Here is a 20,782-nt window from a genome sequence, read left to right as displayed (position 1 = left end):
TAGAAATAAATGACACCATCGGACGAAAATTGTTATCAAAATATGGATGGGTTATATGAATTAAATGTGAACGATCTGAAATTTAATATTTATTTAATAGATATCAAGTAAAATTGAGCTATAGGGAGTCCTAAAAAGAGGATCCGTGAAAATTAATACTTATATTTGTGAATCTTTTCACAATAAGGGAAAAAGGAGGGCACTTAGCAATGTCTAAAGATAGTCCTGTAAAAAAATTATTGGCTAATAAAATGCAGCGTAGGACGTTTTTGAAATGGTCGGGGGCAATTGGTGTTCCTGTAATTGCTGGAGGTGTAGGGACAAAATTATTGATTGACCAGCAAAAAAGGGAAAACGTGGCAAGTGCAAGTGATTGGGATAAGGTGGTTTCTACTTGTAGTATCAATAACTGTGGTGGCCGATGTGTCATAAAAGCATATGTAAAAGATGGAGTGGTGGTACGAGTAGCAACAGACACCCAGGAAAGCGGAGACCCTTCCATTCCTCCACTTAAAGCCTGTGTTCGTGGAAGAAACTATCGAAATTTATTGTATCATCCAGACCGCCTGAAATATCCAATGAAACGTGTCGGTAAGCGTGGCGAAGGAAAGTTCGAACGAATTTCTTGGGATGAAGCTATTGAAACGATTGCTTCCGAGATAAAACGAATTGGGGATACATATGGTCCGGAGTCTAGATATGTTAATTACGCCTCTGGACAAAGCTGGGGGCTTCACAGCGGAAGAAACGCTGCTAGAAAAGTATTAGCACTTACAGGCGGTTACTTAAATTATCGGAATGATTATAGTTCAGGGGCAGGAAATGTGGCGACCCCTTATACGTATGGTACGAACAATTCAGGGAGCAGCTTTGATTCCCTGTTACATTCAAAATACATTATCCTTTGGGGGCAAAATCCATCTGAAATGATTTTCTCGACTCCTTACAGGGAGTATCTAATGGGAGCAAAGAAAAATGGAGCAAAAATTATTCTGATAGACCCGCGATATACCGATACAGCTATTACATTTGCTGATGAGTGGATACCAATTAAGCCAACAACAGATAATGCAATGATGGACGCTATGGGATATGTCATAGTAAAGGAAAATTTACATGATCAAGCCTTTCTCGATAAGTACTGTGTCGGGTTTGATGGCGACCATATGCCAGAAGGTATAAGTAAAGAAGAGTCACTAAAAAGTTACCTTTTGGGTGAAAAGGATGGAGTAGCGAAAACACCTGAATGGGCAGAAAAAATATGTGGAGTGCCAGCTGAAAAAATACGTGAAGTTGCCAGAAATTATGCCACGATAAAACCTTCAGCTCTTATACAAGGGTGGGCAGCACAACGTCAGGCGTATGGTGAGCAATTTATGCGGGGAGGAGCTCAATTGGCCTGTTTAACAGGAAATGTTGGTAAATTGGGCGGATGGGCAGCAGGAACAGGTTACTGGAGCCGGGCGGATATTGTATATCCTTTTAAAGTGGAAAATCCAATAAAGTCTTCGATTCCTTGCTTCCTCTGGACAAAGGCAGTTGAACAAGGTACCGAGATGACTGCAGCAGACGGGCTTCAAGGAACAGATAAATTAACAACGAATATTAAATTAATTTTTAACATGGCTGGGAATATGCTCGTTAATCAGCATGCTGATATCAATAAAACAACAAGTCTTTTAGAAGATGAAAGTAAAGTGGAATTTATCTGTGTCAGTGATCTATTTATGACTCCAAGTGCCCGGTATGCAGATATTGTTTTGCCAGGAACAACCTTTTTTGAAAGATATGATATAGGGGTGCCGTGGTGCTTTGGAGATTACGTCGTTTTTGGTGATAAAACCATTGATCCTCTTTATGAATGTCGAAATGAGTATGATGTATTTACTGAGGTGGCAGATAAGTTAGGAGTAAAGGAACAATTTACTGAGGGCATGACTATTCTTGATTTAGTAAAAGAAAGTATTAAAAGAACGCGTGAAGAGCTCGATCCAAACTTTCCGACATTTGAAGAGTTCCGCGAAAAGGGTGTCCACCATTTTAAATTTGATGAACCGCTCGTTGGCTTCAAAGCACAGATTGATGATCTAGAGAATAACCCTTTTGAAACACCTTCGGGGAAAATTGAACTATTCTCTAAGACTCTTTGGGATATGAACCAGCATGAGGAGATACCAGCTATAGCTAAATATATTTCCTCATGGGAAGGCCCGGAAGATCCATTAATTGAAAAGTATCCAATACAGCTTATCAGTTGGCATTATAAGCGTAGATGTCATTCCACCTATGATAATATGCCTTGGCTTGAGGAAGCGGCAAAGCAAGAAATGTGGTTGAATCCTAAAGACGCCGAGAAGCGTGGAATTAAAGATGGTGATAAAGTTCATGTATTTAATGACCGTGGCAGCTTGATGATTGATGTCAAGGTAACGACGCGAATTACTCCTGGTGTTGCTGGTATTCCTCAAGGTGCCTGGTATACACCAGACAAAGCGGGTACGGACCAAAGGGGCTCAATAAACGTCTTAACGTCTCAGCGGCCGACACCACTAGCAAAATCAAATCCACAATTAACAAATCTTATTGAAGTGAAAAAAGCGTAAGGAGTGACTACCTTGGGTCAAATAGGGTTTTATATCAATCAAAGCATCTGTCAAGGCTGTAAAGCTTGCAGTGTGGCTTGTAAAGATAAGAATAATACGGAAGTTGGGATAAACTTCCGCAGGGTTTACACAAAAGAAGAAGGCGCTTATATACAGCAGCCTAACGGCGGAATTGTTCAAAATGTGAAGTCGTACTATTTCTCGATTGCGTGTAACCATTGTGAACAGCCAGCTTGTCTCAAAAGCTGTCCTACAGGTGCGATTGTAAAACGTGACGAGGATGGAATTGTTACAATAGATCAGGAAATTTGTGCAGGAGCACAGTTATGTGTAAGTGCTTGCCCGTATGGTGGACCACAGTATAACAAAGAAACGTTTAAATCAAACAAATGCAATTTTTGTATTGATCTCCAAGAAAAAGGAGAAGATCCTGTTTGTGTTGCGACATGTCCATTAGGAGCAATAGAATTTGGCACGATAGAAGAACTGCGAAGAAAATACGGTAAAATTAGACAAATTAAAGGGATGCCAAGTCCTTCAATTACGAAACCAAACATTGTGATTACGCCGCATCGTGACGCTAAGCTTGTATAAAGACTTTAAAAAATGAGTGGGTGAAAAGATGTCAATCCTCATAAATTGGCTAGAGAGCCTGCATCAAGAAATAATTGTAACCACTAAATGTGTTAGAGAGCGGAACAGGAAGTCAACTTGCGGTTATTGCGTGAAAAAATGTGAGCATGAAGCAATTGTAGTAAAGGAAAATCTACCCATCATTGATACAAATAAGTGCACAATGTGTGGTGAGTGTATGATTGCCTGCCCGTTGTCTGCAATAGAGGGAATTGTTACTAATCGGGTATTCGAGAAAGGCAGCCTGGTTATTGATACGAACTATGTGCCATCAACTAAGGAATTGCTCATATATAAAAAAAGAGGAATGACATCGATTCAAGCACATCAGCCATTAAACAAAGACTGGGAAACAGTGCTAAACGAGACAAATAGTCAATTACAATTGCTTAATGAAAGTCCAATTGTAGTGAACGAGAAGGTAACGGATGAAGTTCTTTCTAGAAGAGCCTTATTTGGATCACTTCAAAAAGAAGGAAAACAACTAGCAAAGAATATGACCCCAGCTTCATGGAAGATGGAGAAAGATGACTGGAAGATAACAAAGTATTATCCGGATTATCAATTTTATGGTGTCAAGTTAAACAAAGAGAAATGCACACTCTGCCAGGCTTGCTTTACCCTTTGTCCTGAAAACCTCTTTCATATTAAGGACAGTAAGCTAATGATTGAAAATGAAAAATGTGTGGGTTGCACGTCTTGTACCGATGTTTGTCCGGAAAATGCACTTGAGATTGTACCAGAAATTAAGAGGAAAAGCGAAGATCAAAAAAATATCCATCAGAAGACGTGTAAGAACTGTGAGCATACCTTTTATACATTTGATGTGGAAACTGAGAAATGTCATGTTTGTATAAATAGAGAACCTGATTGGTTAAGTCCATATTAGAATTAACCCTTTTATCACCATCATAGATTTTGTTCCATTTGGACAAATTAAATCCATCTAAACATAGGTGGTGATTATGTGACGAAACGGAATATCAAGACAAAATCTGGTCTTCAATCAGCAAAGAGTTTAACGAACTCAGAGTTTGCCAATGAAATATCTCCTCAAAACAAAAAGGCTAAGAAAGAGAAGCCTCAGACATAAAATAAAAAAATGGTAAGCGCTGGGGGAGCCCCAGCGCTATTTTAGTTTTGACTTTTCGTTCCCGGTTTTATAGCAATTAAGGCAACAAATGCCGCAATGATACTTAGTCCGCTAAGTGTAATGAATATCCAGTAAGTAGCACCTTTCATTAACAAAGCAATAATCGGAGGGCCGGCTGCTACTCCGATAAATCTCATTGAGCTGTAGATGGAGGAAATTGTACCTCGCTCTTCCTTCTCAATTCCTTCAGTAATTAAGGCATCTAAACACGGAAGTCCTCCCCCGATTCCGATCCCTGCTATTAAAAACATGCTAATCATAAACCAGAGTTTAATCGAGAACCATAGGGCCAAAATGGATAAAGCTGCTGCAATAATCCCTCCGAAGGTGATCCATTTCATGAGGACCTTATTTTTTTTGATTACCTTGCCTGCTATAAAGGATGACAAACATAGTGCCCCAAGTGGTAAGGCCAAAAATAAACCTTTCTTAATATCTTTAATACCATATTTCGTTTCAAAGATTTCAGATAGATAAAATAATATACCAAAAAGCACTAACATTAGGATTCCGCCAATAAAAAAGATAGCATATAACCATTTACCTTTCTCAGTAAAGGTTTTCTTTACATTAATAAAAAATTGTTTAAAGGGAATTGGTTTTGAAGGCTCCGGACACTTAACTAAAATCATTACCAAGATAACCGATATAGTACAAAACACTGGAAATGAAAAGAAAGGTAAAAACCAGATAAATCCTGCTAGGACAGCTCCTAAAATAGGGCTAAGAACCTTTCCAAACGTATTAGCTGTTTCAATTAGACCTAAACAGCTGCTGACATCATCATCATTTTTGAACATGTCACCAACTAAAGGAAGTACAATCGGGGCAGCACCTGCCGCTCCCACCCCTTGAAGTGCACGCCCTACTAATATTAACCAATAGGCATTGTCCAGTTTCCAAGCAGCCCATCCTGATAGTAAACCTCCAAGTCCAGCTATGATGAGACTTGGAATGATTACCTTTTTTCTGCCAATATGGTCAGATAGGTAGCCTGCGACCGGTATTAAGAAAATGGCAACAATTGAATATACTGTAATAACCATACTCGTTTGAAACGAGGATATCGATAATTTTTTTTCCATTGAGGGCAGCACAGGTATTAACATGGAATTCCCTAACGTCATTACTAACGGAATGGATGATAGTGAGAGAATTGCCCACTTTTGTTTGGAAACTTCATCTGACTTTTTCTTTTTTCCAGCTGAAGAGGATTTATTTCTCACAGCCTCTGAACTTGGGCATAATTGTTCAATATGATCCATTTTTCTTCTATCCCGCCTTCATCATGATGTGCTAATGTTAATATTGACATCTTCATTTCAAAATAACTATCAAATAGTAATCCTTTAAATGGAATAACGATATATATTCTCTAAATTGAATTTTCTAAAAATTAATGTTGACATTAGGTTTGAAAATGGTTTAATATAAAAATCAATACGAAGGGCATTGATGAAGAGTAGTAACTTTTACGGATTCTTAAGAGAGCTGATGGATGGTGTGAATCAGTGTAGACGTTTAAGTGAATGGACTTCGGAGCCTCCAAACCGAACCTCCTATAGGGTCAGTAGGCTTTGGCGAAATCCTCATCGTTAAAAGAGGCAGATATTCAAGCATGTAATGCTTTGATATCGGTAAAGTGAGCTGATTTTTGGCTAATGAAGGTGGCACCACGGGTCTTCCGTCCTTTTTGGATGGAGGGCCCTGTTTGTTTTTAATTTAAAAAATAAAATCGTTGAACAAGAGTAGTACACTTATTTAATTCTTTTTCAGAGAGTCGGGGATGGTGAGAACCCGGTAAGAATGGATTTGTGGAATGGACTTGTGAGAGGCTGCCTGAACCTAAGTAGGGCCGCACGGAGTTCCACCGTTAAAAGGATAGGGTATCGGACTTTATTGGTTCTGTATCTGAAGGAGGAAGCTGTAATTTAACAGCTTCAAAATGAGGTGGCACCACGACTTTAGAATCGTCCTCTATATGCATAAGTTTTTATTCCTTATGCATATAGAGGACGATTTTTTATTTTTTTACGAAGGGATGCAGAAAACATGAAAACAAAAAATACCTTTTTCCTTAAGGAATTAAAAGGAGATACGTTCACACCTATCTCTATTTTGCAAAGAATTAAGGGAAACAAAAAATTCTTATTAGAAAGCTCGCATAAATACCATGACTCAGGACGCTACTCTTTCATTGGAGCTGACCCGGCTTTTGAACTCATCAGCTCAAGTGACAAAAATGAAATTCATTATCGAAATGGCGATAAGAAGGTTATACAAGGTAATCCACTTGAAATAATTAAGACATTGCTGCCGGAGATTGATGAAGCACCTTTTCCGTTTATCGGCGGGGCTATGGGGTATGTCGGCTATGATATCATCCGCCAATTTGAAGTAATTGGCGAAGAGTATCCAAATGGATTGGAAATGCCTGATGTCCATTTAATGTTTTATGAAGAAGTCATTGTTTTTGATCATCTTGAAGAAAAAATAACGATTTGCGGACTTACTCTTACTGAAGATGGCGATAAAGATTTACTTGAAAAAAGGCTGGAACAAAGAATGGAAGAGCTAAAGCAGCCTGCCCTATATCAGGATGACCAACCTTTTCAATTTACAGGCTTTCAGTCGGAAACCTCAAAAGAAGATTTTATTGAAAATGTAGAAATTGCCAAAGAGCACATAATAGCAGGTGATATTTTTCAGGTGGTTCTCTCAAGACGAATGAAGTCATCTTTCCAAGGCTCACCGTTATCACTTTATCGCAAACACCGTGCCCATAACCCTACACCTTATATGTTTTATATTGATTTCGAAGCTTATACCGTAATCGGTTCTTCCCCAGAAAGCCTTATAAAGACAAGAGGGTCACAGGTGTACGCCAATCCAATCGCTGGCACAAAACGAAGAGGAAAAACAGTTGAGGAAGATCATCTGATTGAAAAAGAGTTGTTATGTGATGAAAAGGAATTGGCAGAGCATAAAATGCTCGTTGACCTTGGGAGAAATGACTTAGGCAGGGTTTGTGAATTTGGATCTGTAACGGTGGATAAGTATATGCAGGTTGAAAAGTTCCGCCATGTCATCCATCTTGTTTCAGAAGTTAGCGGAACGTTAACAGAAGAGCATAGCAATCTTGACGCATTGGCTGCCTGTCTTCCAGCAGGTACCGTCTCAGGGGCACCGAAAATAAGAGCGATGGAGATTATTAATAAATTAGAGAAATCAAAACGCGGCCTTTATTCCGGTGCTATAGGTTATTTATCCGCCAATGGGAATATAGATTTTGCCTTAGCCATTCGTACGATGATTTTGAAAGAAGGAACCGCTTATATACAGGCTGGTGCAGGAATTGTACACGACTCCAATCCAGAGTCAGAGTATGAAGAAACCATCAATAAATTAAAAGCCTTTTTGGAGGGAGAACAATGATTTTACTGATTGATAATTTTGACTCCTTTACATTCAACCTATATCAGTATCTAGGTGAATTAGGAGAAACGGTTTCGGTTATTAGAAATAATCAACTCACCGTTGAGCAAATAAGGGAAATGAATCCGAAGGCAATCATTCTGTCACCAGGCCCTGGGAAACCAGAAGAGGCAGGAATATGCATAGAGGCCATTCAAAAATTATATCAAGAATTTCCTATCCTAGGAATTTGTTTAGGACATCAAGCAATCGGTGCTGCTTTTGGCAGTGAAATTAATAGAGCAGACTTCATTAAACACGGAAAAACATCACAAATCACGCATAATGGCTTCGGAATTTTTGCCTATTTACCTTCACCATTAGAGGTAATGCGCTACCATTCCTTGGTTGTCGATAAAAATAGCCTTTCTTCCGATTTGGAGTGTGTCGCTCAATCTATGGATGACCAGGAAGTTATGGCGATAAAACATCGATATTATCCAGTATTCGGTTTGCAGTTTCATCCTGAATCAATCGGCACCCCAACTGGGAAGCAATTGCTCAAAAACTTTTTAACTCAGATAGAAGGGAAGATGAAAAATGAAGAACTTTCTACTCCAATTAGCTGACGGTGGATCCTTTACAGAGCCTCAAATGAAGGAGGCGATGGACTGCATATTAGGTGAAGAAGTTTCTGAAAGTGAAATTGCTGCCTTTTTAATGGGGTTAAAGTCAAAAGGTGAAACAGTCGAAGAAATAACTGGCATCGTCAAAGGTCTAAAGGAGAACACTCTTCCATTTCGTAAGAAGTTTCCAAATGTTCTCGATAATTGTGGTACTGGCGGGGATGGTTCTTCGAGTTTTAATATCAGCACTACTTCGGCATTTGTCATTGCAGGTGCTGGTATCCCTGTTGCCAAACATGGCAACCGAAGCATATCGAGCAAAACAGGAAGTGCGGATGTGCTTGAGTATTTAGGAATTAATTTAAATTTATCAGTAGAACGAACAGAAGAAATTCTCGATGAACTAGGTATTGCCTTCCTATTCGCACCAAATGTTCATCCCAAACTTAAGAAGGTAACAACCGTTAGAAGACAATTGAAAATCCCAACCATCTTCAATTTTATCGGACCACTTACAAATCCTATCGATTTAGACTATCAATTACTCGGTGTCTATCGCAGAGACTTACTTCCTGTATTTGCAGAAGTACTGCAAAATCTGGGTCGTAAGCGGGCAGTCGTCATCAATGGCGCAGGCTTTATGGATGAGGCTTCGCTTCAGGGGGAGAACCATCTAACACTTATAGAAGATGGGATGATTTCCAGCCAAAGCTTTGTACCGGGTGAAGTGGGACTTCCACAGTATGATAACAGTGCCATTAAGGGTGGGGATTCTAAAGAAAATGCCCTCATACTTAAAAATGTTCTTTCAGGCGAAAAGGGTGCCTGCCGAGATACAGTGCTATTAAATGCAGGAATAGGAATTTATGCAAGCGGAAGGGCAGAAAACATTGCTGATGGAATTAGCATCGCAAGGGATGTCATTGATTCAGGAGCTGCCTATGAAAAATTACAAGGTTTAATCAAAATGACGAGAAAAGGTCAAAGAGAGGCGATATAGGGTGGAAACGATATTAGATCGAATTATTGAGGAAAAACGAAAAGAGGTCCAAAGACTTCGCGAAGGAAATTTGATGAAAATGGAAGCGAAGCCTAGAAGATCCTTTATTCAAAAATTAATGGAAGCAAATGAAATTGCCATTATTTCAGAATTTAAACGAGCTTCTCCATCGAAAGGAATCATTAACAGTGGAGTTAATCCGGCTGAGCAGGCAGCAAGATATGAGCAGGCAGGAGCATCGGCTATTTCAGTGCTAACCGATTCAACCTTTTTCAAAGGCTCCTTTTCAGATTTAAGAGCCGTAAGAGCGGCGGTCAATTTGCCTATCCTCTGCAAGGACTTTATTATTGATTCTAGTCAAATTGATATGGCCGCTGAAAATGGTGCAGATATAATCCTTCTGATTGTGGCCGCATTAGAACAAGAAACCCTTGCCAAGTTGTATCAATATGCACGAAGCTTGAATTTAGAGGTGTTAGTGGAGGTTCATAATCAAGTTGAGTTAGCGAAGGCCCTTCGAATAGGAGCACAATTAATCGGAGTTAATAATCGGGATTTAAAGACCTTTACGGTTTCACTTGAAGCAACAGAATCCTTAGCAAAATCCATTAAGGATGCAGGTGCCTTTCTTATTAGTGAAAGTGGGATCCATCAGAAGGAAGATGTGGAGCGTGTACGAAACGCAGGGGCAAATGGAATTTTAGTTGGAGAAGCATTCATGAAGAGCCCTGACCTATTACAGTCCTTCAAAGATTTCAGGCTGCCACTAGCAGGTGGTTTAAAACAATGAAGGTGAAAATTTGTGGTATAACTGGCCTTACTACTGCAATTGCAGCTGTTGACTATGGTGCTGATGCCCTCGGATTTGTATTTGCAGAAAGCAAGCGCAAGATTACAGAAGTAAAGGCTAAGGAAATCATTACCCATTTACCGAGAGAGATATTAAAGGTTGGGGTGTTTGTTAATGAGGCGAAAGAAAAGATAGAGGAAGTTGCTTCAAGTGTGGGTCTCACGCATGTTCAGTTACACGGCGATGAAACTCCTGCATTTTGTGAATCCCTTTCGTATCCGGTTATAAAAGCAATTAGTATTTATGACGAAAAGAGCTTAAAGTCAATTGAAAATTATAAGTGTGAATACGTTTTGATTGACGGACCTAAAGGGCAATACAGAGGAGGAAACGGCTTATCCTTTGATTGGAACTGTATTTCAGCAGGGGATCTTAAGGATAAAAAAGTGATTCTTGCCGGTGGATTGCATGAAGAAAATGTGGAAGAGGCAATAAAGCAGATTAAACCGTACATGGTCGATGTAAGCAGTGGTGTTGAGTCTGAAGGGAAAAAGGATCTAAACAAAATCCAATCATTCATAATTAAGGCTAAAGGGAGCCAAACAGGAGGAACAGGGAATGAATTCATATACACTGCCGAATGAAAAAGGGCAATTTGGTATTTATGGCGGAAGGTTTGTACCAGAAACACTTATGAAAGCTGTTCTTGAGCTGGATGAAGCTTATAAAATCGCAAAAGAGGACCCAAGTTTCCAAGCAGAAATTGATGGATATTTATCGGAATATGTGGGGAGAGAGACGCCGCTTTATTTTGCAAAGAATCTTACAAAATATGCTGGCGGAGCTCAAATTTATCTTAAAAGGGAGGACCTGAACCATACAGGTGCCCACAAAATAAATAATGCAATCGGTCAGGCTCTGTTAGCCGTAAGAATGGGAAAAAGAAAAATCGTTGCGGAAACTGGTGCAGGACAGCATGGAGTTGCAACCGCTACAGTTTGTGCCTTATTAAATCTTGAATGCATTATTTTCATGGGAGAAGAGGACATCAAACGACAGGCATTAAATGTATTTCGTATGGAGCTGCTCGGGGCAAAGGTTGTTAGTGTTACTTCTGGCAGCTCAACCTTAAAGGATGCCGTAAATGAAGCTTTACGCTACTGGGTTGAACATGTGGAAGATACACATTATCTATTAGGTTCCGTTATGGGGCCACATCCCTTTCCAGTAATGGTTAGAGATTTTCAAAGTGTGATTGGCAAAGAAACAAAACAACAGTTCTTTGAACAGGAAGGAAAGCTTCCTGAAGCCGTTGTCGCCTGTATCGGCGGTGGCAGCAATGCCGCTGGAATGTTCTATCCCTTCATCGAAGATAAAGAAGTAAGCCTTTATGGCGTAGAAGCTGCTGGACAGGGAACTGACACCGATTTTCATGCTGCTTCCCTCACAAAAGGAAGACCAGGTGTTCTCCATGGTGCACTCATGTACTTATTGCAAGATGATGAAGGGCAAATAATCGAAGCACATTCGATTTCAGCTGGACTCGATTATCCTGGTGTAGGACCAGAACATAGCTACTTAAAAGACAGTGGAAGAGCGAATTATCAGTCGATAACGGATAAAGAAGCATTGGATGCCTTTCAGCTTTTATCAAAACTTGAAGGTATTATTCCAGCTCTTGAAAGTGCTCATGCCGTCAGTTTTGCTGTTAAACTTGCTGCCCAAATGAAGGAAACAGAGCATATAGTTATTTGTTTATCAGGTCGTGGTGATAAAGACGTAACTGCTATAAAAGAAAGGTTAGAAAGGGAGAGGGCATAATGAATAGAATTGAACAATCATTTAAGGCTTTAAATGAACAAAATCGAAAAGCTTTTATTCCTTATATTATGGCTGGCGATGGCGGTCTGAATATATTACCTGAAACTCTCACTACTTTGGAGAAATTTGGTGCGACACTCATTGAAGTAGGGGTTCCCTTTTCCGATCCTGTCGCAGATGGTCCGACCATTCAACAAGCAGGTATTAGGTCGCTTCAAAATGGAACAACATTAAGAGGAATTATTGCCGAACTTACAAAAGCCAGGGGAGTAGTTTCTATCCCTATCGTGCTTATGACGTACCTAAACCCTATCTATTCATATGGGATTTCTACATTTGCAAAAGATTTAGCGAAAGCCGGAGTAGACGGGTGTATTATTCCTGATCTTCCGATTGAGGAAGAAGATTTGCTTGCCGCTGAGCTCGAAAATGCAGGGATTGAATTAATTAGACTTGTTACGCTGACCTCGCCAAGAGAGCGAATTAAAGAAATATCGAGTAGAGGTAAAGGCTTTTTATACACAGTAACGGTAAAAGGTATAACGGGAACGAGGAATGAATTCGATCAAGAAGTGGTGGAATTTTTAAAGAGAGTAAAGGAAGTAAGTCCGATTCCTGTTGTAGCTGGGTTTGGAATATCAACCGAGAGTCAAATCAAGGAGTTAACCCCTCATTGCGACGGAGTGATTGTCGGCAGTAAGATAGTCGACTTACTCAATAAAAACGACATCAATGGGTTGGAAAGCTTTATGTCTGTTCTTAATCCTGAAAAAAACATTAGATAGAAGAAAAAAATCTACTCATTACGAGTGGATTTTTTTGTGCTAGTGTCATTTGTTACAGCACCTCTATAGAATATTTACTATAATTTTGTTATAAGATTAAGTTTGGTTAAGTTAGGGTGAGGATGTCTGATGAAGGTGAAGGAAACAATCAACACATTAATTGCAGGTATTGATAGTTTTTCAGGAAGCTCCTACAAAGTACATGTTGATTTTTTTCGGGATACATTTACTGTCTTTGAATGGAGAAACAAAGAAAATATCCTCCCATTTACCAATCTTGAGAATAAATCAATCGGAAACATAGCTGATTTTAAAAGTGAAATTTATTCAATGAAAATCTGGAAATGGGAACCCTCTTATCGAAAGGAAGAAGGAATCATTCTTGATGGGAAATATTGGACTATTAGGGTAAATACCAAACACAAAGTTTATGAGAGTGAAGGAATTGAATGTTTTCCACCTGACTGGAAACGATTTTGTCACGCCGTTGAAAAATTAACAGGAATACCCTTCCGCTAAAACTTCTACCTATCAAATTGGCAGGAATGTCTTCTTGATACCTCCGTATATCTCTTATATAATTAGTCTATACTTTTACTGAACTTCTTTGTATTTTAATCATTTATTAGGGATTTCCCTTTAATTTATTGATTTGAAACTTCCAATCTTGGAAGTTTTGTTTGTTTAAGCCTATTTTTATAAAAATTAGATAGTAAAAAAGAGGAGTTAATATAATATGAAGGAAATTACTGTTGAGGAATTACAAACGATAAAGAATCCCACCATCATTGACATTCGATCACCTATTGAGTTTAAGGATGGTTCAATTCCGGAAGCAATCAACATTCCTTTATTTACGGACAAAGAGCGAGAGGAAATTGGTACCATTTATAAACATGAAGGACAGCCTGCTGCTAAATGGAGAGCAATGGAATTTGTTTCACATAAAATCCCTAAACTTCTAAAGGAAATAAAAGAAGCCATGCAAAATGGGGACGAATTAGTTATTCATTGCTGGCGCGGGGGAATGAGAAGCAAGGCGGTCGTAACCTTTTTAGAATTTGCTGGGATTTATGCTATGCGTTTAACTGGAGGCTATAAAGCGTTCAGACAATACATTCTTAAGCAAATCCCGACGATGTTTCCAGAAAAAGCAGTTGTATTACATGGACTAACTGGAGTGGGTAAGACGGAAGTCTTGAAGACATTGAAGTCTCTTGGGTACCCAATACTAGATCTTGAAGAAATGGCTGCCCATCGAGGGTCTATTTTTGGAACAATTGGGCTTGGAGAAGGGAATAATCAAAAAATATTCGATTCCCTTTTATACAAAGGACTTCGAGAAATACAAGGTTCTGCTTATTTTGTTATGGAAGCAGAAAGCAAACGGATTGGGAAAGCTGTTCAGCCTGAAGAACTTATGGATAAGAAAATGAAAGGGATTAATATTTATATCCACACATCTTTAGAGCAAAGGGTTATACAGCTTGTAAATGAATATGTTTTGCCTTACCAAAATGAGCCTTGGTATCATGAACAAATTTCAATTGGGATTGAAAAAATCTTAAGAAGAATTAAAGACCATGATATGAAAACGGAACTGCTTCAAACTTTAGAAAATAAGGATTATCATACGATGATTCGTATTTTACTAGAACATTATTATGATCCCCGCTATGATCATGCAACTCTTGAATACAACGGGAAGTTTATAGATGTCTTTGCGGACGATGCTAACCATGCAAGTGTGATGGTAATGGCGGAAATTGACAAGCATTTTGTAAAAAACAAAGAGGTCATTGAAGGTCAGGTTTAAGCTGATTGGGAAAATTATTGTTAAAGTCATTTAATTGCAACAAATGAACGAAAATTCTAAATTATTCCACAACTATTCCCTCCTATTTCTGATTATAATATAAGTATAATCAATAATAGGAAGGAAGCTTAACGATGAGGGAATCAAAAATTTACCACCACCGCTTAGTAGACTGTCAAGAACATGTCGCTTTTACAATAGAAGATGGTATTAATGTGTTCAGTGGAAGTGCTGCTATTAAAACCTGCATAAATTGTGGACATAGTGAATTACCTAGCGAGGTTAAGGAAATAATCGACTCGTCCATAAGCGAAAAAAGAAAAACTCCTCTATTCCCAACGAAGCTGTTTGAATTAACCAAGGGTTTCTTATAACTTCAAAAGCTAAAAGGCCGGGCACTCCGGCCTTTTATATTTCACAGTAAAAAACCGCCGAACGTATGCGGCGGCTCTTAATTCAGATGGCAAAAGTTATCGATTTTTAAATGGCCTTAATCCACGACGTTGTATTTCATCTTTCAAAATCTTTATCCATTCTTTTTCTTTCCCAGACTTAACTGCATCCCGATACGAAACAACCAACTGTTCGTTACTCATAATTTTCAATTTAAGAATGCCTCCTTTGGAAAATGAATTGAATATTCAGTTTTTAATAGTGTAATCGTTTTATTCCCATTTGAGAACCCAATTCACAAATTTGTCATATTAAAAACAAATTAATATTTGATAAGACACCAATGAAATTTAGTTGCGCTACCATGTCTCATTTGATTATACTAAGGAATAGTTAGTAACGGAAAGGAACGGTGTGAGGATGATTCATTTAACATGGCGCGATCGTGAAACAGTTAAACAAGTAAAATGTATACATACGGATGCCAAAAAATATATAGTAAATAACGCATTAACTGCCGGAAATATTTATGATGTTAAAAATGAAACGGAAGAGTTTTATTATATTATTGACAATACCGGCAAAGTAGGCGGGTTTTATAAAGAATATTTCCAGAATGTAGACTGATAGGCCTCGCCTGCAGTCTATTTTTTTAACAAAGATTACAGGGGGATTAGGAGAAATGAAAATGTGGAATGAGCTTTTTGAGTTAAAAGGGGAAAAGGTTAAATTACTTCCAATCAGCCTCCATCATATTGAGGGCTTATGGGAGGCTGCTAAACCAGATGAAATTTGGACCTACATGGCAACAACGGTTAGAAATAAAGAAGAAATGAAGCAGATGATCGCTTCTGCTATCCAGAAGAGAGAAAAGGGTACCGAATACACATTTACCGTTGTTAATCAGGAAGACAAAATTATTGGAAGTACACGGTATCTTGATATTTCACCTGAACAAAAAAGTCTTGAAATTGGCTCGACTTGGTATCATCCCGATTCCTGGAGAACCAGCATAAACACTGAATGTAAATATCTGCTTCTTCAACACGCATTTGAAAGCTGGAAGGTTAGGCGTGTTCAGCTTAAAACAGATTCTCGAAACCTCCGTTCTCAAAAAGCAATCGAAAGAATTGGAGCTGTAAAAGAAGGGACCTTACGGAAGGATCGGAAAATTGCAGGTGGTTATGTACGTGATACTGTCTACTATAGCATTCTTGATGATGAGTGGGGGACAGTAAAGTTGAATTTAGAAAGGAAACTGGGCGTAAAGTAAGAAGCATTGGGATCCAATGCTTCTTTTCTTACCTATTGATTTGTACTTGCTTTCAGTTCTGTCTTTTTACTATTTTGATATATCTTTCTGCTTAACCATGTTTGCAGTATTAAAAATGTACCTCCTACCGCCCAATATAGCGGAAGTGCTGCAGGGGAACTGAAAGAGAAAATAACAATCATAAGTGGAGATAATAAACCCATGAATTTCATTTGTTGCTGCTGAGCAGCCGGCATACTAGACTGTGATACTTTAAATTGGAAATAATAGATTACACCCGCAATGAGAGTAATGGTAATATCAGGGTGTCCTAGACTAAACCATAAGAATTGATGGGTAGCAATCTCTTCAGAACCACGAATGGCATAATAAAATCCGGTTAGAATCGGCATTTGAATCAAAATAGGCAGACAACCCATATTTAACGGATTTACACCATGCTTCTGATAAAGACCCATCATTTCTTGCTGCAGCTCTTGCTTCTTTTTTGGATCCTTTTCTTCTTTCATTCTCTTCTGGATCTCTTCCATTTCTGGCTTCAAGACATCCATTTTTTCTTTCATGTCCATTTGATTTTTATATTGCTTAAGCATAAATGGCAATAATATTAGACGGATGATAAGGGTAACGAGAATAATGGATAATCCATAGTTGCCATTGAATAGCTCTGCTAAAAAGTGAATGGAAACAATAAATGGTTCTACAAAATACGTATGGAAAAATCCAGCTTCTTTTCCTTCAGCTGCAGAACAAGCTGAAAGCAAAAGTGTGGGTAAAATTAATAATAGTAATACCATAAAAGAACGTTTGTTTTTCATATTTCCTCCTAAAATTGTTTAAAATGTTTTTAGTTGAAAAAGGGAGGAGGAAATAGGTTCTTCCGTATCATTCTGTGAACATTCTTTTCTACGAATATATTTTACAATTCGAATGAGAATAATATTTCTGTCTAGAGAGCTTTTCTTTTTATATATAAACAATGGGTGATTGATTTTTGTATGTGTTGGTTCGCTTATGGATCCCATAAAGCAATATTCCACATTCCATGCCCATAGTAATTTAATAATCACACCGAAATATAGACTTAAATATAGTGCTTCCACCGCATTTGTATCTGTAAAATCAATGAGCAATTGGTACAAAAATAATCACCTCGCTTTTAATGCTGCATGAATTGAGTATAAAGGAGAAAGGGGTAAGAATCAATTTAATCAATTTATTAAAAAATGCTGCTCAACTTTAGAGCAGCATTCTACTTTAAGTTACTGTTTTTTCCACTTTGCTGTAATCATTTCATAAGCAAATTGTGCTTTTTCTTCAGTTGGTGGTTCCACATGGTGTAATGGATATTCAAGTCCCAGTGCTTCCCATTTATAAACACCGAGCTTATGGTAAGGTAGTATTTCAATCTTTTGTACATTTTCTAGTGTTCCAATAAATTCCCCTAGCTTATGAAGATCCTCTGGTTCATCGGAAACAGTAGGGACGAGGACATGGCGTACCCAAACAGGTACTTTGCGGTCAGATAAAAACTTAGCAAATTCAAGAATATGGTCATTTGCCATACCGGTTAATTGGATATGTTTTTTACGGTTAATATGTTTTAAATCTAGTAAAATTAAGTCCGTATAATTTAATAGATCTTCAAGCTGTTCAATAAACAGTTTAGAGTGTGAGAAACACCCTCCTGAAGAATCAATGGTCGTATGAATCCCTTTCTTTTTACATTCCTTAAACAATTCAGTAAGGAACGGTATTTGTAGAAGTGGTTCACCGCCGCTGACCGTGATTCCTCCGCCAGAAGATTGGATGAAGGGTAGATAAGACATGAGATCATCCATGATTTCGGAAACGGTCATCTGTTTGCCGCTGCCGATTTCCCACGTATCCGCGTTATGGCAAAACTGGCAGCGTAATAGGCAGCCTTGGGTAAATACAACATAGCGAATACCTGGTCCGTCGACTGTTCCTAATGTTTCAATTGAATGAATATTTCCGTTCATGATGAAGATCCCCCTTATTTTTAAAGCAGGAGCCCCTTAAAAAGGAGCCCCATAATCTAATTTTATAATGATTCGTGGAATGTACGGTTAATAACGTCTAACTGCTGTTCTTTTGTTAATTTGATGAAGTTAACCGCATAACCAGAAACACGAATGGTTAATTGTGGATATAATTCTGGGTGTTCCATCGCATCCATTAATGTTTCTTTATTAAATACGTTAACATTTAGATGGTGACCAGATTTAATTGCATATCCGTCTAAGATGGACACTAAGTTACGAACCTGACTTTCTTCTTCTTTGCCAAGTGCTTTAGGAACGATAGAGAAAGTATTTGAAATTCCATCCATTGCTGAGCTGTATGGTAATTTAGCAACAGAAGATAGAGATGCAAGTGTTCCTTTAGTATCACGGCCATGCATTGGGTTTGCACCTGGTGCGAATGGTTCGCCGGTACGACGGCCATCTGGTGTATTTCCAGTCTTCTTACCATAAACCACGTTTGATGTAATCGTCAAGATTGACATTGTATGAACGGAATTACGGTAGGTTTGGTGTTTACGTAACTTTTTCATAAACGTTTTTACAATTTCAACGGCAATGCTGTCTACACGGTCATCGTTGTTTCCGTATTTAGGGAAGTCGCCAGTTGTTTCGAAATCAACAGCTAGACCGTTTTCATCGCGAATAACTTTCACTTCAGCATATTTAATAGCACTTAATGAGTCAGCTACTACGCTCAATCCAGCGATTCCTGTTGCCATGGTACGTAAGATTTGAGAGTCATGTAGAGCCATTTCTATTCTTTCATAGCTGTACTTATCATGCATATAGTGAATTACATTTAAGGTATTGATATATAGACCTGCAAGCCATTCCATCATTTGATCAAACTTTTCCATCACTTCTTCGTAATTCAATACCTCAGAGGTGATTGGCTGATATTGTGGTCCCACTTGAATCTTTAATTTCTCATCCACACCTCCGTTAATGGAGTAGAGAAGTGCTTTTGCAAGGTTCGCACGAGCACCGAAGAACTGCATTTGTTTACCAATTTCCATAGCGGATACACAGCAAGCAATTCCGTAATCATCGCCGTACTCAGGACGCATAATATCATCGTTTTCATATTGGATAGAGCTAGTTTTAATGGACATTTTTGCACAATATTTTTTAAAGTTTTCAGGCAGCTGAGGTGACCATAGTACTGTTAAGTTTGGTTCTGGAGCAGGACCTAAGTTATCTAGTGTGTGTAGGAAACGGAAAGAGCTCTTTGTTACAAGTGAACGACCGTCAGATGCCATACCGCCAATTGACTCAGTTACCCAAGTTGGGTCACCACTGAATAAGTCATTATAATCAGGTGTACGTGCAAATTTAACTAAACGAAGCTTCATAACAAAATGGTCAACGATTTCTTGTGCTTCAACTTCGGTTAAAGTACCATTTTGCAGATCTCTTTCTATATAAACATCAAGGAAAGTAGATACACGTCCAAGACTCATTGCAGCACCGTTTTGCTCTTTAATAGCAGCTAAGTATCCAAAATATAACCATTGGAATGCTTCTTGTGCAGTTGTTGCTGGCTGAGAAATATCAAAGCCGTGACTGCTGGCCATTTCTTTTAATTCTTTTAATGCACGAATTTGTTCTGCAATTTCTTCACGAAGACGCATATTGTCTTCTGTCATTACCTTGCTTGTATTCTTTTGATCCATTTGTTTTTCCTTGATTAAGAAATCTACTCCGTATAGCGCTACCCTACGATAGTCACCAATAATACGTCCACGGCCGTAAGCATCAGGAAGTCCTGTAATAATTGCTGCTTTACGAGCTAACATCATTTCATCTGTATAAGCGTCGAAAACTCCTTGGTTGTGAGTTTTACGGAACTCTGTAAAGAATCTTTCGATTTCTGGATTTAGTTCGTATCCATAAGATTCTAATGCTGCTTTTGCCATCCGAATTCCACCGAAAGGCTGCATAGAGCGATTAAAGGGCTTGTCGGTTTGAACACCAACTACTTTTTCTAGTTCTTCATTTAGGTAACCTGGAGTGTGAGAAGTAATCGTAGATACTGTTTCAGTATCCATGTCTAGGACTCCGCCTTTTTCGCGTTCCTGTTTTGTTAATTCCATTACTTGCTCCCAAAGCTTGTTTGTTGCATCTGTTGCACTAGCTAGGAAGCTGTCATCACCTTCGTATTGATTATAGTTTTTAAGTATGAAATCACGTACGTTAACTTCTTTTGTCCAAGTGCCTTTAGTAAAACCATTCCATTGTTCCATGATTAGTTCACCTCGTAAGTTTGTTTACATTTAATATAACTGTGTAACAGTTATTTCTTATCTAAAGTGTAACAGATTTTTTGTGAATGAAGTCACATCGATTGTTAACATATTGTGAACCTTATTTCTTTATTGATTTATCAAGGTTTTTCACTTTCGGTATAAAGAAGAGTTATGAGCGTAT

22 protein-coding genes and 2 other annotated features are annotated in these 20,782 nt (G+C 38.4%); of the genes, 16 read left to right on the top strand and 6 right to left on the bottom strand.

Annotation, left to right across the window (positions count from 1 at the left end; translation table 11 throughout):
* Positions 1 to 209 precede the first annotated feature (209 nt).
* From ACY3XC_RS00775 to ACY3XC_RS00760, 4 genes are all read left to right on the top strand, one after another.
* Positions 210 to 2,603, top strand: a complete 2,394-nt coding sequence (locus ACY3XC_RS00775) for a DMSO/selenate family reductase complex A subunit (protein ID WP_464866896.1) — start codon at positions 210 to 212, stop codon at positions 2,601 to 2,603.
* 12 nt (positions 2,604 to 2,615) lie between these two features.
* Positions 2,616 to 3,197, top strand: coding sequence for a DMSO/selenate family reductase complex B subunit (locus ACY3XC_RS00770; RefSeq protein ID WP_179159163.1), 582 nt, complete (start codon positions 2,616 to 2,618; stop codon positions 3,195 to 3,197).
* A gap of 28 nt (positions 3,198 to 3,225) precedes the next feature.
* Positions 3,226 to 4,125 (top strand): 4Fe-4S binding protein, encoded by a 900-nt coding sequence (locus tag ACY3XC_RS00765; RefSeq protein WP_464866895.1) that lies wholly within the window; start codon positions 3,226 to 3,228, stop codon positions 4,123 to 4,125.
* Positions 4,126 to 4,203: 78 nt separating this feature from the next.
* On the top strand, positions 4,204 to 4,329 hold the full coding sequence (locus tag ACY3XC_RS00760; RefSeq protein ID WP_256989119.1) for a hypothetical protein: 126 nt from the start codon (positions 4,204 to 4,206) through the stop codon (positions 4,327 to 4,329).
* Positions 4,330 to 4,370: 41 nt separating this feature from the next.
* On the opposite strand, the gene ACY3XC_RS00755 is transcribed toward ACY3XC_RS00760, so the two are convergent.
* Positions 4,371 to 5,654, bottom strand: coding sequence for an MFS transporter (locus ACY3XC_RS00755; protein WP_464866894.1), 1,284 nt, complete (start codon positions 5,652 to 5,654; stop codon positions 4,371 to 4,373).
* Between the two features lie 178 nt (positions 5,655 to 5,832).
* Positions 5,833 to 6,084, top strand: a binding site (T-box leader).
* A 34-nt stretch (positions 6,085 to 6,118) separates the two neighbouring features.
* Positions 6,119 to 6,370 (top strand) — a binding site (T-box leader).
* A 71-nt stretch (positions 6,371 to 6,441) separates the two neighbouring features.
* Between ACY3XC_RS00755 and trpE the strand changes: the two genes are divergently transcribed.
* The 10 genes from trpE to ACY3XC_RS00705 all read left to right on the top strand — a co-directional run bounded on the left by trpE (position 6,442) and on the right by ACY3XC_RS00705 (position 15,015).
* A complete protein-coding gene (gene trpE / locus ACY3XC_RS00750; RefSeq protein ID WP_464866893.1) occupies positions 6,442 to 7,824 on the top strand; it encodes an anthranilate synthase component I in 1,383 nt (460 codons plus the stop codon).
* Entirely contained in the window at positions 7,821 to 8,432 is a 612-nt protein-coding gene (locus ACY3XC_RS00745) for an anthranilate synthase component II (protein WP_464866892.1), read from the top strand. Before trpE ends, ACY3XC_RS00745 begins: the two co-directional genes overlap by 4 nt.
* Entirely contained in the window at positions 8,404 to 9,429 is a 1,026-nt protein-coding gene (gene trpD, locus ACY3XC_RS00740) for an anthranilate phosphoribosyltransferase (protein ID WP_464866891.1), read from the top strand. Before ACY3XC_RS00745 ends, trpD begins: the two co-directional genes overlap by 29 nt.
* Before the next feature lies 1 nt (position 9,430).
* Positions 9,431 to 10,219: an indole-3-glycerol phosphate synthase TrpC gene (gene trpC, locus ACY3XC_RS00735; protein WP_464866890.1), complete on the top strand. Its 789-nt coding sequence runs from the start codon at positions 9,431 to 9,433 to the stop codon at positions 10,217 to 10,219.
* Positions 10,216 to 10,863, top strand: coding sequence for a phosphoribosylanthranilate isomerase (locus ACY3XC_RS00730; protein ID WP_464866889.1), 648 nt, complete (start codon positions 10,216 to 10,218; stop codon positions 10,861 to 10,863). Before trpC ends, ACY3XC_RS00730 begins: the two co-directional genes overlap by 4 nt.
* On the top strand, positions 10,838 to 12,040 hold the full coding sequence (gene trpB, locus ACY3XC_RS00725) for a tryptophan synthase subunit beta (protein ID WP_464866888.1): 1,203 nt from the start codon (positions 10,838 to 10,840) through the stop codon (positions 12,038 to 12,040). The genes ACY3XC_RS00730 and trpB overlap by 26 nt, the downstream gene beginning before the upstream one ends.
* Positions 12,040 to 12,825 (top strand): tryptophan synthase subunit alpha, encoded by a 786-nt coding sequence (gene trpA / locus ACY3XC_RS00720; RefSeq protein WP_464866887.1) that lies wholly within the window; start codon positions 12,040 to 12,042, stop codon positions 12,823 to 12,825. Before trpB ends, trpA begins: the two co-directional genes overlap by 1 nt.
* A 129-nt stretch (positions 12,826 to 12,954) precedes the next feature.
* Positions 12,955 to 13,344 (top strand): hypothetical protein, encoded by a 390-nt coding sequence (locus ACY3XC_RS00715; RefSeq protein WP_464866886.1) that lies wholly within the window; start codon positions 12,955 to 12,957, stop codon positions 13,342 to 13,344.
* Positions 13,345 to 13,561: 217 nt separating this feature from the next.
* Complete coding sequence (mnmH, locus tag ACY3XC_RS00710) at positions 13,562 to 14,641, top strand: tRNA 2-selenouridine(34) synthase MnmH (RefSeq protein WP_464866885.1); 1,080 nt, start codon at positions 13,562 to 13,564, stop codon at positions 14,639 to 14,641.
* Positions 14,642 to 14,775: 134 nt separating this feature from the next.
* Complete coding sequence (locus ACY3XC_RS00705) at positions 14,776 to 15,015, top strand: hypothetical protein (protein WP_464866884.1); 240 nt, start codon at positions 14,776 to 14,778, stop codon at positions 15,013 to 15,015.
* Positions 15,016 to 15,111: 96 nt separating this feature from the next.
* On the opposite strand, the gene sda is transcribed toward ACY3XC_RS00705, so the two are convergent.
* Entirely contained in the window at positions 15,112 to 15,237 is a 126-nt protein-coding gene (gene sda, locus ACY3XC_RS00700; protein WP_464867445.1) for a sporulation histidine kinase inhibitor Sda, read from the bottom strand.
* 217 nt (positions 15,238 to 15,454) lie between these two features.
* Here sda and ACY3XC_RS00695 point away from each other — a divergent pair, with 217 nt between their 5' ends.
* Entirely contained in the window at positions 15,455 to 15,661 is a 207-nt protein-coding gene (locus ACY3XC_RS00695) for a DUF6501 family protein (protein ID WP_464867444.1), read from the top strand.
* Between the two features lie 55 nt (positions 15,662 to 15,716).
* Positions 15,717 to 16,307, top strand: a complete 591-nt coding sequence (locus ACY3XC_RS00690) for a GNAT family N-acetyltransferase (protein WP_464866883.1) — start codon at positions 15,717 to 15,719, stop codon at positions 16,305 to 16,307.
* A gap of 32 nt (positions 16,308 to 16,339) precedes the next feature.
* Here the strand turns inward: ACY3XC_RS00690 and yidC are convergent, their stop codons facing one another.
* The 4 genes from yidC to pflB form a co-directional block, all read right to left on the bottom strand.
* Positions 16,340 to 17,125, bottom strand: coding sequence for a membrane protein insertase YidC (yidC, locus tag ACY3XC_RS00685; RefSeq protein ID WP_464866882.1), 786 nt, complete (start codon positions 17,123 to 17,125; stop codon positions 16,340 to 16,342).
* 18 nt (positions 17,126 to 17,143) lie between these two features.
* Positions 17,144 to 17,449 carry a hypothetical protein gene (locus ACY3XC_RS00680; protein ID WP_464866881.1) on the bottom strand — a complete coding sequence of 102 codons (306 nt, stop codon included), beginning with the start codon at positions 17,447 to 17,449 and terminating at the stop codon, positions 17,144 to 17,146.
* 120 nt (positions 17,450 to 17,569) lie between these two features.
* On the bottom strand, positions 17,570 to 18,310 hold the full coding sequence (pflA, locus tag ACY3XC_RS00675) for a pyruvate formate-lyase-activating protein (RefSeq protein ID WP_464866880.1): 741 nt from the start codon (positions 18,308 to 18,310) through the stop codon (positions 17,570 to 17,572).
* A 62-nt stretch (positions 18,311 to 18,372) separates the two neighbouring features.
* Complete coding sequence (gene pflB / locus ACY3XC_RS00670) at positions 18,373 to 20,598, bottom strand: formate C-acetyltransferase (RefSeq protein ID WP_464866879.1); 2,226 nt, start codon at positions 20,596 to 20,598, stop codon at positions 18,373 to 18,375.
* Positions 20,599 to 20,782: the final 184 nt, after the last annotated feature.

The organism is Bacillus sp. CZDM1, from assembly GCF_055502545.1.
The sequence above is the reverse complement of the archived record's forward strand: the minus strand, read 5'-3'. Positions and strand labels throughout refer to the sequence as shown.